Genomic DNA, 13,707 nt, shown 5'->3' with positions numbered 1-13,707 from the left:
GGCTTTTCTGTATGGCGGAGGGGGTGGGATTTGAACCCACGGACGGTCTCCCGTCGCCGGTTTTCAAGACCGGTGCATTCGGCCACTCTGCCACCCCTCCTGACTGGCCAGCAATAATACATGAGCCCGTTAGCCAGTCAACGACCTCAGGGGCTCAAGACCAATAACTGATGGAAACTTGATCGACACATTGCCTGTTAAGCCTTGTAACGGCCAAAAATTCGTCGTTTTGCAATTTCATAGCGGTCTTTGCTTATCGTTCCGCCGGCCATCAGTCGGCGATGCTCGGCCACTTCAGCGGCCAGTCTTTCCTTGCCCGCCGGGAGCGCGGTCCAGGCCAGCTGGCCACGCTTTGCCAGGATGGAAATCAGTTTTTGCAGTCGCTCGCCATCGGCACGGCTCTGAGGCAACTCGAACAAGGCAATGCGCCCATGACGACTAAAAAAGACCCAGCGATTGCGCTGCTTGCGCCGGGCAACAACGCCAAGTACAGCGGTCCAGCCCGCGCCAGTAGCCGCCAGGAGCCAAATCTGCAGGTAAGCCCCCGTAGCAATGGCAAACAATCCAAGGCTGGCAACCAGCCATTCTAATAGCGCGTGGTGAACATCATGGGACGGCCTGGGGTCAACAAAGGCAAGATTGAACACTGCGGAATGCCCCTTGCGCCCCCTGCGCCGATATTCCACAAAACGACCATTGAACAGAGACAGACTGCTGGCTGTGCCACCCGCTTTCGGCGCATAAACCAGTTCCACCTTCCGGTCATTTTCGCCAGGAACGGCTACCAGCTGTGACTGGTCCAGCCCACCGGGCACCCCCTGAAGCTGTATCTGCTCTTCACGTGGAGCAATGGATAACGTTGTCATAATTAAGAAGAAACCTCCCAAGCTACGAATATAGTATGAATATTCGGCGTTTTCTCCCGAGATTCCGTTCACAAAGCGGTGAATTCGTCCAAACCGAAAGGAAAACTATTACCCTCATAAAAACAGTGGGTTACAAGGAACGCTTTCCCTTGATTTTGCAGCCCGCGCCCTTATCATCACAGGTACCATTCACAAGGATGATCAAGATTATGAATAACCAGACCAACCCCTACTCGACTCCGCAGCATCACGGCATGGCCGTTACCGGAGAACGTGCGGCCCAGGTCCTTAAAAACACCTACATGCTGCTGGGGCTGTCACTGATTGTTGCAACCGGGGCCTCCTGGTTCGCCATGAGCAGCAATATCGGATTTATCAATCCCCTGCTGACAATTGGCATCTACTTTGGCCTGTTGATTGCCACCAACATGCTTCGCAACAGTGCCTGGGGTATTCTCGCTGTCTTCGGCCTGACCGGCTGGCTCGGCTTCACTACCGGCCCCATCATCAACATGTATGCCCAGATTCCTGGCGGCATGGAAATCGTCACCACGGCCCTTGGCGGCACAGCCTTCATCTTTGTGGCCATGTCTGCCATTTCACTGGTGACCCGCAAGGACTTCAGCTTCCTGACCAACTTCATCATGATCGGGGTTCTGGTTGCGTTTGTTGCCAGTCTTGCCAACATTTTCCTTGGCATCCCGGCGTTGAGCCTGGCAGTTTCAGCCGCATTCGTATTGCTGTCTTCCCTGCTGATCATGTGGCAGACCAGCGCCATCATTCATGGCGGCGAGACCAACTACATTCTGGCCACCGTCACCCTGTTCGTTTCCATCTACAACCTGTTCATGTCACTGCTCCACCTTCTTACCGCTCTTGGCGGCGACGATTGATGCAGTTTGCTCTACTGGTTAACGCGGCGGCGGACTCCCCCGCCGCGCTGACCGCCCTCCTTACCGCCAAATCCCTGCACACCAGTTCTGACAATCACTGCTACCGTCTTTTCTTCTATGCTGATGCCGTTCACCTGGCCAATGGTCAGGCCTGGCGTGGTGACGGCAGCAACGCCAATACCGCCCAACAATGGCAACAATGGATCCAGGAAAGCGGTGTGACAGCAGAAGTTTGCGTGGGAGCAGCGAAACGCCGTGGCATCGTAGCCGCCGATCAGGGCGCCACACTGGCGCCGGGGTTTACCCTGGTCGGCCTGGGCCAATGGGCTGATGCCATGATCAACGCAGACCGGGTACTCCAGTTTGGCTAACCGGCTTTATATCGCCAGCGCCAACGCGCCACTCAGCGACCGCTTCCAGGAGATGCTGGATATGCTGATGACCGGTGCTGCCTTCGGCCTGCCTACCACCCTGTGGCTAACCGATGGCTGCCTTAACGCACTGGCCGCCCTGCCTGCCAACGACAGCCTTTCGCAGCTGGCGGATTTCGGGGTTCGCTGTGTGGCCTCGGAGACCGCAGCACCGGGCTACTTGCAGGTAGAGAAACTGAGTGCCGCTACGCTGCGTAATCTGAGTAGCGACTGCCAACAGGTTCTGGTGTTCTGAAATGCTGCATCTGATCGGACTCAAACCCGGCGACCAGACCGGTATCGATACCTTCCTCACGCTTTACCAGCCTGATGACATCTGCGTCTTCACCGACGCTGGCCTGCTGCTTGCTTCCACACTGCCGCTGGAAGGCCAAGCCTACCTGCTGGAGCACCCGCAGATTAAAACACCAAACAGTGATCTCGAGATCATTGATCACACAACTCTGCTGGATCTGGTGGCTGCACACGGCCCCTGTACCAGCTGGTACTGATTTATAGAAATCGCGCCCCTGGCAAGTCTGCGTGCAAATGTGATGCGTGGGGCGTATTGCGAGGTTTTAATGAGCGAACATGCCTTTGCTGAATACGTTCGTACGCTTGGCCGCGGCAAGCGCGCCCGTCGCAGCCTGACCCGGGAAGAAGCCCGGGACGCCATGCAGATGATTCTCGATGGCAAGGCGGAAGAGGTGCAGTTGGGTGCCTTCCTGATGCTGCTGCGGGTAAAGGAAGAAACCCCGGAAGAACTGGCCGGCTTTCTGGATGCCTGTCGAGCCCTGTGTGACCGGACGCTGGCCGGCTTTCCCGCGGTGCAACTGGACTGGCCCAGCTATGCCGGCAAGAAGAAACACCACCCCTGGTACCTGTTGGCCACTATACTCCTGGCCGATCAGGGGATTCGCACCCTGCTCCATGGCGGCCCCGCACACACACCTAACCGTGTCTATACCGATGAGCTGCTTCCCGCCCTTGGCCTGAAGGTGGCCAGCAGCGTTAGTGAGGCTGGCGAACATCTTGACCAGCAAGGTCTGGCCTACCTGCCCATTGAACAGTTCTGTGGGCCCCTGTCGTATCTGCTGACCCTGCGTTACTACCTGGGACTGCGCTCCCCCATCAATACCCTGGCCCGCAGCCTCAATCCTGCACGGGCACCGCTGTCCATGCAAAGCGTGTTTCACCCGGCCTACATCTCCCTGCATCAGGGTGCCGCTGAACTCTGTGGCGACCGTGATTTGCTCTTGTTCAAAGGAGAAGGCGGCGAGCTGGAAATCCGCCCTGACGCACGCACCAGTATCACTGGCATTCGCCATGGAGAAGCGCTCAAAGGGGCTGTTGTGGACAACGTAATGCCACGCCACACCCCGCCAGGATCCCCAAATGCAGAAACACTGAAGCAAGTCTGGCGCGGTGAAGTACAGGATGAATACGGCGAAAATGCGGTGATTCAGACGGTAGCGGTTGCACTGTGGGGGCTGGATCGGGCAGACAGCCTGGAAGACGCACAAACAAAGGCCACTGAACTCTGGGCCAGCCGCGACCGATCCCGGCTATAGCGACTATCCCCCGTAGGAGCGGCGCTTGAGCCGCGAATCCAGGCCTTGGCCAAGCAGAAAAGCCGCGCAAAGGCTGACCCCACCTTCGCGGCTCAAGCGCCACTCCTACAGTAAATCCGCTTTTGCAGTCTCCCTATCATCGCTTGCAGGCAAGCTCCTACAGAAGCACAAAAAAGGCGGAGATGCCCTGAGGCATTTCCGCCCTACGCCAGATCTCTGCAACCTGGTTTTTTTATGGTTTAGCTATTAATTATTCACTATTAACTATTCATTGCTCTTTTTGAACCACCCAAACTTCGGATGGAGACTGACCACACTACCCACAATGATCAAAGTGGGCGCATGAATCTCCCGGCCTTCGATTTTGTCCGGCAAACTCTCCAGGGTACCGGTAATCACTTCCTGTAGATCTGTTGTGCCCCGCGACACCAATGCGATGGGCGTTTCACCCTGGCGGCCGTGGGCAATGAGTTGATTACAAATCTGACGCAGCCCAACCAGACCCATGTAGAACACCACCGTCTCGGTGTCACTGACCAGATGCTCCCAGTCCAGTGTCACCGTGCCATCCTTGCGATGGCCGGTGACGAAACGCACGGATTGGGCATGATCCCGGTGAGTCAGCGGAATGCCCCCGTAGGCAGCACAACCGCTGGCGGCGGTGATGCCCGGCACCACCTGAAAGTCGATGCCTTCCTGCACAATCAGATCTATCTCTTCACCGCCGCGGCCAAAAATAAAGGGGTCACCGCCCTTTAGCCGGCACACTTTCTTGCCCTGTTTGGCGTAATGCACCAGCAACTCATTGATGTTGTCCTGGGGCAGTGCGTGCTTGTCCCGCGCCTTGCCCACGTAGACCATTTCTGCGTCCCGGCGGGCCAGGTCTACAATTCCCTGCCCCACTAGCCGGTCATAGAGCACCACATCCGCTTTCTGTAACAAGCGAAGGGCCCGGAAGGTCAACAGATCTGGATCCCCGGGGCCCGCCCCCACCAGATACACCTCCCCCCGACTTAATGACGTGGCATCAGCTGCATCAATGGCCTGGGCCAGCATGGCCTCAGCTTCACTGTCCTTTCCCGCCATGACTTTCTCGACGATGGGGCTATCAAGAGCCTGCTCCCAGAACAGGCGCCTGGCCCCCACATTGTCGAGCTTGTCTTTCAGTGGCTGCCGAAAGCGAGCCATCAGGTCGGCCAGCCGTCCCCAGCGAGCAGGAAGCGTGGATTCCAGCTGGCTGCGCAGCTTTCTGGCAAGAACGGGTGATGCCCCGGAAGAGCTGATGCTGATCAGCACTGGTGAACGGTCCACGATGGCCGGAAAGATAAAGTCTCCCAGGGAAGGATTATCCACCACGTTAACGGGCACATTGCACTCACCGGCCAGGTTCGCGATGCGAGCATTCTCGGCTGCGTCGTCAGTAGCGCAAATCACTAAGGCACATTGCTCGATATCACTGTTTTCGAAGTTTCGCTCAAGCAGTTTGCCGCTGCCTTCTGCCACAATCTGGCGCAACTCATCGCACACCTCAGGAGCAACAACTTTCAGAATCGCACCGGATCGGTGCAAAAGTCGACCTTTGCGCAAGGCCACTTCACCGCCGCCAACCAGCAGGGCCTGTTTGCCCTGCAGTCGCCAGCTGATGGGTAGGAATTCCATGACTGCTCCCGGTAAACGCCGGACGCCGAATGCATGACGCCTGACGCGAACAGCAGATGCAATGGATGCAAAGGCTTTATGCCAGTAAACCGGCATTTCTGGTATCGCGTCAGACAGGTCTTACTTCAGGCTGTCCAGGCCTCTCATATAGGGGCGCAACGCATCCGGCACCGTCACCGAGCCATCTGCATTCTGGTAATTCTCCAGAATTGCTACCAGGGTGCGCCCTACTGCCAGACCAGACCCATTCAAAGTGTGTACCAATTCCGGCTTGCCGGTTTCCGGATTGCGCCAGCGGGCCTGCATGCGGCGAGCCTGGTAATCACGAAAGTTTGAGCAGGAAGAGATTTCACGGTAACGCTGCTGGCTGGGCAACCACACTTCCAGGTCATAAGTCTTGGTAGAGGAAAAGCCCAGATCGCCGCCACAAAGGATGACCTTGCGGTATGGCAGATTCAGCTTCTGAAGGATCGCCTCAGCATGCCCAGTAAGCTGCTCGAGGGCCTCATCAGAGTCTTCAGGGCGCACCATCTGTACCAGTTCCACTTTTTCAAACTGGTGCTGACGGATCAGTCCGCGGGTGTCCTTGCCATGACTACCGGCTTCGGAGCGGAAACACGGGGTATGGCAGGTAAACCGGCGAGGCAATACATCAGCATCAAGGATCTCGCCCGCCACCAGGTTGGTGACTGGCACCTCGGCGGTAGGGATCAGGTAAAGCTCACGCTCCCCCTGCATCTTGAACAGATCTTCCTCAAACTTGGGTAGCTGACCGGTACCGCGAAGCGCCTCCGGCCCAACCAGATAAGGTACGTAGACCTCTTCATAGCCATGCTCGCTGCTGTGGATGTCGAGCATGAAATCCACCAGTGCACGGTGCAGACGAGCGACACCGCCACTCATGACGGCAAAACGGGCACCGGACAGCTTGGCCGCATTCTCGAAATCCAGGGAACCCGCAGACAGGCCTTCACCCACATCTACGTGATCCTTCGGCTCGAAGTCGAAAGACCTGGGCTCGCCCCAGGTGCTGACTTCCACGTTATCTTCTTCGTCAGCACCTTCCGGCACGGCATCCTGGGGCACATTGGGCACGCCCATCAGAAATTCAGTGATCTCATCGTGAATCGCCTTGGCACTGGCCACTTCCCGATCCAGTTCAGCATCAAGGGTCTTGAGTGTTTCTGCTACCTGTGCCTTGGCCTCATCCACGTTCATACCGGACTGGATCAACTGCCCTATCTGCTTGGAGGCCTTCTTGCGCTCAGCCTGCAGGTCCTGGGAGCGTACATCTGCCTGTTTACGCTTGGCATCCAGGGCGGAAAATGCCTCAAGATCCAGGCTGTAACCGCGTTTGGCCAGTGCCGCCCTGATGGCCTCGCCGTCCTGACGCAGGGCACGAATATCCAGCATGTTTTACTTACTCCAGATCAAACGAGCTGCAAGCTTTAAGCTACAAGCTGCAACGCGGACAAGACGTTCAGTAAACGATTGGCACTTTCGCCGCGAATTGTGCGCGGCGAAAGACCTTCAGCTTAAACATGAGTCCTTTTTCGCGTTGTAGCTTGTAGCTTGTAGATTGCCCCTCTCAAGTTATTCAAAAATCAGTCGTCCCAGTGTCAGGCCCAGCATTGCCAGGGTGACACAAGCCAGTACCGATGCCATCGCATACCCGGCTGCCAGCCCATGAGCTTTGACTTCAACCATACGCACCAGCTCGAAGGAGAAGGTGGAAAAGGTGGTCAGGGCGCCGAGCATGCCAGTCATGATTGCCAGGCGCCAGGCTTCACTGCTGGTCATGCTGACCAGCGCTACTGTCAGCAAACCGAACAGGAAGCTTCCCAGCAGATTCACTGAAAAGGTAGCCCAGGGCCAGGCTGGCATGATTGGCACGCCCAACCACAGAGTGGTGCCAAAGCGCAGGCAAGCCCCCGTCGCGCCGCCAGCGGCTACCGCCAGCCAGGGCACCAGACCCACATCAGTCATCCGCCTCTCCATATCGCTGCCAGTTACTGGCCGCGTTGCGTTCACGTAGCCGGGACAGCTTGTCGGCCACCTTGATCTCCAGGCCCCGGCTTACCGGCTCATACAGCCGGGTGTCACGGAGGCTGGACGGAAAATAATTCTCACCGTCCACAAAGGCATCCGGAAAATCGTGGGCATAATGATACTCGGCCCCGTAGCCTTCGTCTTTCATTAGCTGGGTAGGCGCATTGCGCAAGTGCAGTGGCACCTCATTGGTGGGCTTTTCCCGGACCAAGGCACGGGCCCGATTATACGCCATATAGACCGCATTGCTTTTGGGCGCCACTGCCAGATAGGCAATGGCCTGGGCAATGGCAAGTTCCCCTTCCGGGCTGCCCAGCCTTTCCTGCACATCCCAGGCCTGCAGACACAGTGTCAGCGCCCGCGGATCTGCATTGCCGATATCCTCGCTGGCCATGCGCACCACTCGCCGGGCCAGGTAAAGCGGATCACAGCCGCCGTCCAGCATGCGGGCGAACCAGTACAGGGCCGCATCGGGATCAGAGCCACGAACAGATTTGTGTAGCGCACTGATCTGGTCGTAGAAAATATCGCCGCCCTTGTCGAAGCGCCGTACCGCATCGCGGAGCACTTCACGCATCAGATCAGCATTAATGACCGGCGACTCTCCTTCTGCCAGGTCTGCCGCCACCTCCAGCATGTTGAGCAGGCGCCGGGCATCACCATCTGCGTAATTCAGTAGCAGCTCGGCTGCTTCATCCTCCACCGTCATCCCGTTGAGACGGGGCTCCTTGAGCGCCCTGACCAGCAGTCCGCCAAGATCCTCTGCGGCAAGGGATCGCAAGCGATAAACCCGCGCGCGGGATAACAAGGCGTTATTCAGCTCGAACGAAGGGTTTTCCGTGGTGGCACCAATAAAGGTGATGGTGCCGTCTTCCACATGAGGCAGAAAGGCATCTTGCTGGGACTTGTTGAACCGATGAACCTCATCCACAAAGAGCACGGTTCGACGCCCCTGAGCGAGTCGAATCTGGGCTTGCTCCACCTCCGAGCGGATATCTTTAACCCCGGACAGCACTGCCGACAACGTCACAAATGCCGCATCGACGGCCTGGGCGAGAATCAGCGCCAGAGTGGTCTTGCCGGTCCCTGGCGGCCCCCACAGAATCATGGAATGAAGCTGGCCACGCTCAAGTGCCTGACGCAAAGGCTTGCCGGGACCGACCAGATGCTGCTGGCCCACATAGTCATCCAGACTGGCAGGACGCAAACGCGCAGCCAGTGGCTGCGCTTGTTGGGCGTTGTCGGCGGCAAACAGGTCGTTCATTACTGCTGGATTATGTCTGTGCCTTCCGGCGGTTCGAACCGGAATAGCGCAGCATCAATCCCCTGGTTGAGGATTAAATCACGAAAATCAATGACGGTTTTCTGGCCAAGCGCATCCTGAAGGCGCATGGATGAAGGTTGATCCCCCCGGAAGCTCACATCCAGCTGATCAAACAGCGGATCCTCCCCTTTCGGGGTCAGGCGATAGGTGACTTCAACGCCGTTACGGTCCTGCTCCTTAATGGAAAAGGCCGCGGCCACGTCAGCCGGCTTGCCACTGAACAGCAACGCAGGGGTTTCGCCCAGATCCTGGCTCAATGGCCGAATCACCACCTGCTCCAGGTCTTCGTCATACACCCAGACAGTTTCACCATCGGACACGGCCAGCTGGGAAAAAGGGCTGGTCGTGGACCAGTAGAACCGGTTGCCACGGGCCACCTGGAAGGAACCCTCAGCCTGCTGCATGTGGGTGCCCCCCTTATCAAGCACCATTTGCTCGAAGCCACCCTTGAGGGAGTCCAGCTTCTGCAGCCGGGACAGCAATTCATTTGCAGCATCGGCCCATAACACCGAGGGTGCCAACAGGGCTGCCATGACGTATTTACGCATCAAATCTCCTTGTGCAGAGCGGGTCACCCGCTGATCACTCAACCGGTGGAGGCGCGATGACTTCGCGCTGACCGTTATGCCCTGCTTCTGTGACCACCCCAGCCATTTCCATGGCTTCCACCAGTCTGGCGGCGCGGTTGTAGCCAATTTTAAGTTTGCGCTGCACTGACGAAATGGAAGCCCGACGGGATTGAGTCACGTAGGCCACCGCTTCGTCGTAGAGCGGATCGCTTTCATCATCCCCACCGCCGGAACCTTCCATTCCCGGCATCGGGGCGCTGAGGTCTGAGCCACCATCAAGAATTTCTTCCAGATAGTTGGGCTCGCCACGCTTGCGCCAATCGTCACAAACCCGGTGCACCTCTTCATCTGAGACAAAGGCACCGTGAACTCGTTCCGGAACACTGGTGCCGCCGGGCAAATAAAGCATGTCACCATGACCCAGCAACTGCTCGGCACCACCCTGATCCAGCACCGTCCGGGAATCGATCTTGGAGGACACCTGGAAACCAATTCGAGACGGCACGTTGGCCTTGATCAGGCCGGTAATAACGTCAACCGACGGTCGCTGGGTAGCGAGAATCAAATGAATCCCTGCGGCACGGGCTTTCTGGGCAATCCGGGCGATCAGCTCTTCCACCTTCTTGCCAACAATCATCATCATGTCAGCAAATTCGTCGATGACGATGACGATATAGGGAAGATGCTCTGCCAGGGGCGCCTCTTCCTCCAGATTCATCGGATCCACCGGCTTCCACAGGGGATCCTTCAGCGGTTCGCCTTTCTTTTTGGCTTCGTCCACCTTGCGGTTGTAGCCGGAAATATTCCGTACCCCCATGGCGGCCATCAGCCGGTAACGGCGTTCCATCTCGCCAACCCCCCAACGCAGTGCGCCGGCAGCTTCTTTCATGTCGGTGACAACGGGTGTCAGCAGGTGCGGAATGCCGTCGTAAACGGCCAGTTCAAGCATCTTGGGATCGATGAGGATCAGGCGAACGTCTTCAGGGTTCGACTTGAACAACATGGACAGCAGCATGGCGTTTACGCCCACCGACTTACCAGAACCCGTGGTGCCGGCCACCAGCAGGTGGGGCATCTTGGCCAGATCTGCCATGACCGGATTGCCGGAAATATCCTTGCCCAACGCCATGGTCAGTGGTGATGGAGACTGATCGAACATCTGGGTGCCAACCACTTCCGTAAAGCGGATCATTTCCCGTTGCTCATTGGGGATTTCAATGCCCACGGTGGTCTTGCCGGGAATCACTTCGACTACCCGGACACTGATCACGGCCAGAGAACGAGCCAGATCCTTGGCCAGGTTGGTAATCTTGGAGACCTTGATGCCAGGCGCAGGCTGAATCTCGAAACGGGTAATCACAGGGCCCGGCTGAACCGCTACGACTTCGGCGTCAATATTGAAGTCCTTGAGCTTGATCTCCAGCAGGCGTGACATGCCCTCCAGAGCCTCTTCCGAATAGCCGCCCTTGGCCTCCTCCACCGGGTCCAGCAGACCAATCGGGGGCAACTCACCGGTGACTTCAGTGGTAAACAGCTTCTGCTGCTTTTCTTTCTGGACCCGCACACTCTTCTCAACGGGCTTGGCCGGTTCGGCAATTTTTACCGGTTTGCGGGTTTCTGCCTTCTTTTTGGCTTCTTCAATGACCCTGGCGCGCTTTTCATGGGCCGTTTTCTTCTGCTTGAGCGCCTCGCGTTTCTGTTTACGGGCCTGCCACCAGGCCGGTACTTTCTCGAACGCAGCCAGAACAAAGGCGCCAATACCTTCTGCCAGGGCGATCCATGAAAGGTCGGTAAAGATTGTCACGCCAATCAGGAACAGGGCGACCATGATGAGGGTGCCACCCAGAGGATTGAAGCCATCAAGTGCCGCCTGGCCCATTTCGTGACCCAGGATGCCACCGGCACCCTCAGGCAAATGATCACCTACGGAGAAATGCATGTACGACAAGGCGGTGCCAGCCAGCATGGTAAGGATGAAGCCCACCAGGCGCAGACTGAACAATGGCCAACTACCGGGTAAACCGGCATGGCGCTCTTTAAGCACCTTCCCTGCCCAGAACGCTACCAGCACCGGGAACAGATAGGCCATGAAGCCAAACAGTCCCAGCAACATATCCGCACTGAACGCACCTGCGCGGCCGGCCGCATTATGAACGGCATTGATATTGCCCACGTAGGACCAACCGGGGTCGCGACTATCGAACGTCACCAGCGCCAACAACAGATACGCGGACAGGGCAATCAGGGCAATTACCGTGCCTTCTACCAATCCGCGCTTGAGATGACGGGAAAACCCGGACTCTCCTTGCCCGGCTACGGTTTTACTCACGCCTTGCCCCTATAAATGATGATCAAGACACTTCCTGAAAAAGTGGCGATAACAATTTGAAATTATTGCGATTGTAGTCAAACAGCGCGATGCCGGCCAGCATGGAAACGAGCGTTTGAAGCAGAGCCGGAAGGATATCACATAAATTTTCATCTCACGGACTGCAATTGCTCGTGCCTATGGCACCGACAGGCTTCACGGACGCGGCCTTTTACTGTACTTTCTCACGCCTTGAAAAGGCAGTTTTAAGCCCTACTTAAGCAGACAACTGTCTACTTTCACCTTATTTGACTGGAGTTCCCCCACCATGAGTGACGTGCAGCACCACCGACTGATTATCTTGGGTTCCGGCCCGGCGGGTTACACCGCGGCAGTTTACGCTGCACGCGCCAACCTCAAACCGGTGGTCATTACCGGCATTCAGCCGGGCGGACAGCTGACCACGACCACCGAGGTGGATAACTGGCCAGGTGATGTGGAAGGTCTTCAGGGTCCTGATCTCATGGTGCGCATGCAGCAGCATGCCGAGCGCTTTGATACCCAGATGGTCTATGACCACATCAATGAAGTGGACCTTAACAACCGTCCGTTTACCCTCAAGGGCGACTCCGGGACCTACACCTGTGACGCACTGATCATCGCCACAGGGGCCTCCGCCATGTACCTTGGTCTGGAGTCCGAAGAAGCATTCATGGGCCGAGGCGTTTCCGCCTGTGCCACCTGCGACGGCTTCTTCTACAAGGGGCAGCGGGTCGCAGTTGTTGGTGGTGGCAATACTGCCGTTGAGGAAGCCCTTTACCTGTCTCACATTGCTGAGCACGTTACCCTGATCCACCGTCGCGACACCCTGCGTTCCGAAAAAATTCTGCAGGACAAGCTGCTGGCCAAGGACAACATCAGCGTGGAATGGAACCACACCCTGGAAGAAGTACTGGGCGATGACAGCGGCGTAACTGGCGTACGTATTCAGTCCACCCAGGGCGAGGGCAGCAAGGATCTGGACCTGCAGGGGGTCTTCATTGCCATCGGCCACAAGCCGAATACCGACATCTTTGCTGGTCAGCTGACCATGAAAGACGGCTACCTCAAAGTAAACAGCGGCACCGAAGGTAATGCCACCCAGACCAGCATTGAAGGCGTGTTTGCCGCGGGTGACGTGGCGGACCACATTTACCGTCAAGCCGTCACTTCTGCCGGTTCCGGCTGCATGGCTGCCCTGGATGCAGAGCGCTACCTCGACAACCTGAAGGGCTAGCCCCCTGATTATGGTGTCCTAGAAAATGGTGCCATGGCTTGAACCGGGAGCCCCATTCCCGGACACCCGTGATGCGCTCACTGACCCGGATGGCCTGCTGGCCGCCGGGGCAGACCTGAGCCCGGATACTCTTATCCGGGCTTACTCGGCTGGCATCTTTCCCTGGTATGAGGCAGATCATCAGCCCATCCTGTGGTGGTCACCCTCCCCCCGCTGCGTGTTTTACCCCGATCAGATCCATATCAGCCGCAGCCTGCGGCGGCATCTTAACAAGACAGATTTCTCCGTTACCCTCGATACCGCTTTTTCGTCGGTCATGGCGCTATGCGCGGCGCCTCGCAAGGATGACGGCGGCACCTGGATCAGTGATGAAATGATCGAAGCCTATGTGAAGCTGCACAAGCTGGGTTACGCACATAGTCTGGAGGTGTGGCAGGATGGCGAGATTGCAGGAGGAATCTACGGCATTCAGTTGGGGCACGTTTTTTTTGGCGAATCCATGGTCTCCCCCCGTCTTAATGGCTCCAGGGTAGCGCTGGCGGCCCTGCAGCAACTTGCCCGGCCACTGGGAATCTCCCTGCTCGACGCCCAGGTAGCGAATCCGCATCTGATCAGGATGGGCGCCACCATGATTTCAAGGGACACCTTTCGTCAGCATCTGGCCCAGTGGGTGCCTGACACCCCGGTTTCCGCGCATTGGCGAGGAATCACGCTGGACAAGGCCTCCCTGCTGAATAGCTACAAAAAACCTACCTAACCAACCGTCAGGTAAGGATTTTCAC

At 57.3% G+C, this 13,707-nt stretch carries 14 protein-coding genes and 1 tRNA gene; 7 read left to right on the top strand and 8 right to left on the bottom strand.

Annotation, left to right across the window (positions count from 1 at the left end; genetic code table 11):
• Positions 1-12: 12 nt before the first annotated feature.
• A tRNA-Ser gene (locus GQF00_RS02335) sits at positions 13-100 on the bottom strand.
• Between the two features lie 97 nt (positions 101-197).
• A complete protein-coding gene (locus tag GQF00_RS02330) occupies positions 198-866 on the bottom strand; it encodes a hypothetical protein (RefSeq protein WP_161317546.1) in 669 nt (222 codons plus the stop codon).
• A 209-nt stretch (positions 867-1,075) separates the two neighbouring features.
• Here GQF00_RS02330 and GQF00_RS02325 point away from each other — a divergent pair, with 209 nt between their 5' ends.
• The 5 genes from GQF00_RS02325 (at position 1,076) to GQF00_RS02305 (ending at position 3,740) form a co-directional block, all read left to right on the top strand.
• Positions 1,076-1,759 carry a Bax inhibitor-1/YccA family protein gene (locus GQF00_RS02325; protein ID WP_161317545.1) on the top strand — a complete coding sequence of 228 codons (684 nt, stop codon included), beginning with the start codon at positions 1,076-1,078 and terminating at the stop codon, positions 1,757-1,759.
• On the top strand, positions 1,759-2,130 hold the full coding sequence (locus GQF00_RS02320) for a DsrE/DsrF/TusD sulfur relay family protein (RefSeq protein WP_161317544.1): 372 nt from the start codon (positions 1,759-1,761) through the stop codon (positions 2,128-2,130). The genes GQF00_RS02325 and GQF00_RS02320 overlap by 1 nt, the downstream gene beginning before the upstream one ends.
• The gene (locus GQF00_RS02315) at positions 2,123-2,425 is read left to right on the top strand and encodes a hypothetical protein (protein WP_161317543.1); all 303 of its coding nucleotides are present in this window, start codon (positions 2,123-2,125) and stop codon (positions 2,423-2,425) included. Before GQF00_RS02320 ends, GQF00_RS02315 begins: the two co-directional genes overlap by 8 nt.
• Position 2,426: 1 nt before the next feature.
• Positions 2,427-2,681 (top strand): hypothetical protein, encoded by a 255-nt coding sequence (locus GQF00_RS02310; RefSeq protein ID WP_161317542.1) that lies wholly within the window; start codon positions 2,427-2,429, stop codon positions 2,679-2,681.
• A 69-nt stretch (positions 2,682-2,750) separates the two neighbouring features.
• Positions 2,751-3,740, top strand: coding sequence for a glycosyl transferase family protein (locus GQF00_RS02305; protein WP_161317541.1), 990 nt, complete (start codon positions 2,751-2,753; stop codon positions 3,738-3,740).
• Between the two features lie 264 nt (positions 3,741-4,004).
• On the opposite strand, the gene cysG is transcribed toward GQF00_RS02305, so the two are convergent.
• From cysG to GQF00_RS02275, 6 genes are all read right to left on the bottom strand, one after another.
• Positions 4,005-5,399, bottom strand: a complete 1,395-nt coding sequence (gene cysG / locus GQF00_RS02300; protein WP_161317540.1) for a siroheme synthase CysG — start codon at positions 5,397-5,399, stop codon at positions 4,005-4,007.
• Positions 5,400-5,519: 120 nt separating this feature from the next.
• Positions 5,520-6,812: a serine--tRNA ligase gene (gene serS / locus GQF00_RS02295; protein WP_161317539.1), complete on the bottom strand. Its 1,293-nt coding sequence runs from the start codon at positions 6,810-6,812 to the stop codon at positions 5,520-5,522.
• Positions 6,813-6,992: 180 nt separating this feature from the next.
• Positions 6,993-7,385, bottom strand: a complete 393-nt coding sequence (locus GQF00_RS02290) for a CrcB family protein (protein WP_161317538.1) — start codon at positions 7,383-7,385, stop codon at positions 6,993-6,995.
• Positions 7,378-8,712: a replication-associated recombination protein A gene (locus GQF00_RS02285; RefSeq protein ID WP_161317537.1), complete on the bottom strand. Its 1,335-nt coding sequence runs from the start codon at positions 8,710-8,712 to the stop codon at positions 7,378-7,380. The genes GQF00_RS02290 and GQF00_RS02285 overlap by 8 nt, the downstream gene beginning before the upstream one ends.
• A complete protein-coding gene (lolA, locus tag GQF00_RS02280; protein WP_161317536.1) occupies positions 8,712-9,320 on the bottom strand; it encodes an outer membrane lipoprotein chaperone LolA in 609 nt (202 codons plus the stop codon). The genes GQF00_RS02285 and lolA overlap by 1 nt, the downstream gene beginning before the upstream one ends.
• A gap of 34 nt (positions 9,321-9,354) precedes the next feature.
• The gene (locus GQF00_RS02275) at positions 9,355-11,670 is read right to left on the bottom strand and encodes a DNA translocase FtsK 4TM domain-containing protein (RefSeq protein WP_161317535.1); all 2,316 of its coding nucleotides are present in this window, start codon (positions 11,668-11,670) and stop codon (positions 9,355-9,357) included.
• Positions 11,671-11,977: 307 nt separating this feature from the next.
• Here GQF00_RS02275 and trxB point away from each other — a divergent pair, with 307 nt between their 5' ends.
• Entirely contained in the window at positions 11,978-12,925 is a 948-nt protein-coding gene (gene trxB, locus GQF00_RS02270) for a thioredoxin-disulfide reductase (RefSeq protein ID WP_161317534.1), read from the top strand.
• A 25-nt stretch (positions 12,926-12,950) separates the two neighbouring features.
• The gene (aat, locus tag GQF00_RS02265) at positions 12,951-13,682 is read left to right on the top strand and encodes a leucyl/phenylalanyl-tRNA--protein transferase (RefSeq protein ID WP_161317533.1); all 732 of its coding nucleotides are present in this window, start codon (positions 12,951-12,953) and stop codon (positions 13,680-13,682) included.
• Positions 13,683-13,707: the final 25 nt, after the last annotated feature.

The organism is Alcanivorax sp. DP30 (genome assembly GCF_009882945.1).
In the GTDB taxonomy this organism is placed as follows: domain Bacteria; phylum Pseudomonadota; class Gammaproteobacteria; order Pseudomonadales; family Alcanivoracaceae; genus Alcanivorax.
This window is presented reverse-complemented; position numbering and strand designations above follow the sequence as displayed.

Bases quoted from the DNA above. Each gene is read 5' to 3' on its own strand.
- GQF00_RS02310 (WP_161317542.1), top strand. From the start codon at position 2,427: ATGCTGCATCTGATCGGACTCAAACCCGGCGACCAGACCGGTATCGAT.
- GQF00_RS02320 (WP_161317544.1), top strand. From the start codon at position 1,759: ATGCAGTTTGCTCTACTGGTTAACGCGGCGGCGGACTCCCCCGCCGCG.
- serS (WP_161317539.1), bottom strand. From the start codon at position 6,812: ATGCTGGATATTCGTGCCCTGCGTCAGGACGGCGAGGCCATCAGGGCG.
- GQF00_RS02330 (WP_161317546.1), bottom strand. From the start codon at position 866: ATGACAACGTTATCCATTGCTCCACGTGAAGAGCAGATACAGCTTCAG.
- trxB (WP_161317534.1), top strand. From the start codon at position 11,978: ATGAGTGACGTGCAGCACCACCGACTGATTATCTTGGGTTCCGGCCCG.
- GQF00_RS02305 (WP_161317541.1), top strand. From the start codon at position 2,751: ATGAGCGAACATGCCTTTGCTGAATACGTTCGTACGCTTGGCCGCGGC.
- lolA (WP_161317536.1), bottom strand. From the start codon at position 9,320: ATGCGTAAATACGTCATGGCAGCCCTGTTGGCACCCTCGGTGTTATGG.
- GQF00_RS02290 (WP_161317538.1), bottom strand. From the start codon at position 7,385: ATGACTGATGTGGGTCTGGTGCCCTGGCTGGCGGTAGCCGCTGGCGGC.
- cysG (WP_161317540.1), bottom strand. From the start codon at position 5,399: ATGGAATTCCTACCCATCAGCTGGCGACTGCAGGGCAAACAGGCCCTG.
- GQF00_RS02285 (WP_161317537.1), bottom strand. From the start codon at position 8,712: ATGAACGACCTGTTTGCCGCCGACAACGCCCAACAAGCGCAGCCACTG.
- GQF00_RS02325 (WP_161317545.1), top strand. From the start codon at position 1,076: ATGAATAACCAGACCAACCCCTACTCGACTCCGCAGCATCACGGCATG.
- aat (WP_161317533.1), top strand. From the start codon at position 12,951: ATGGTGCCATGGCTTGAACCGGGAGCCCCATTCCCGGACACCCGTGAT.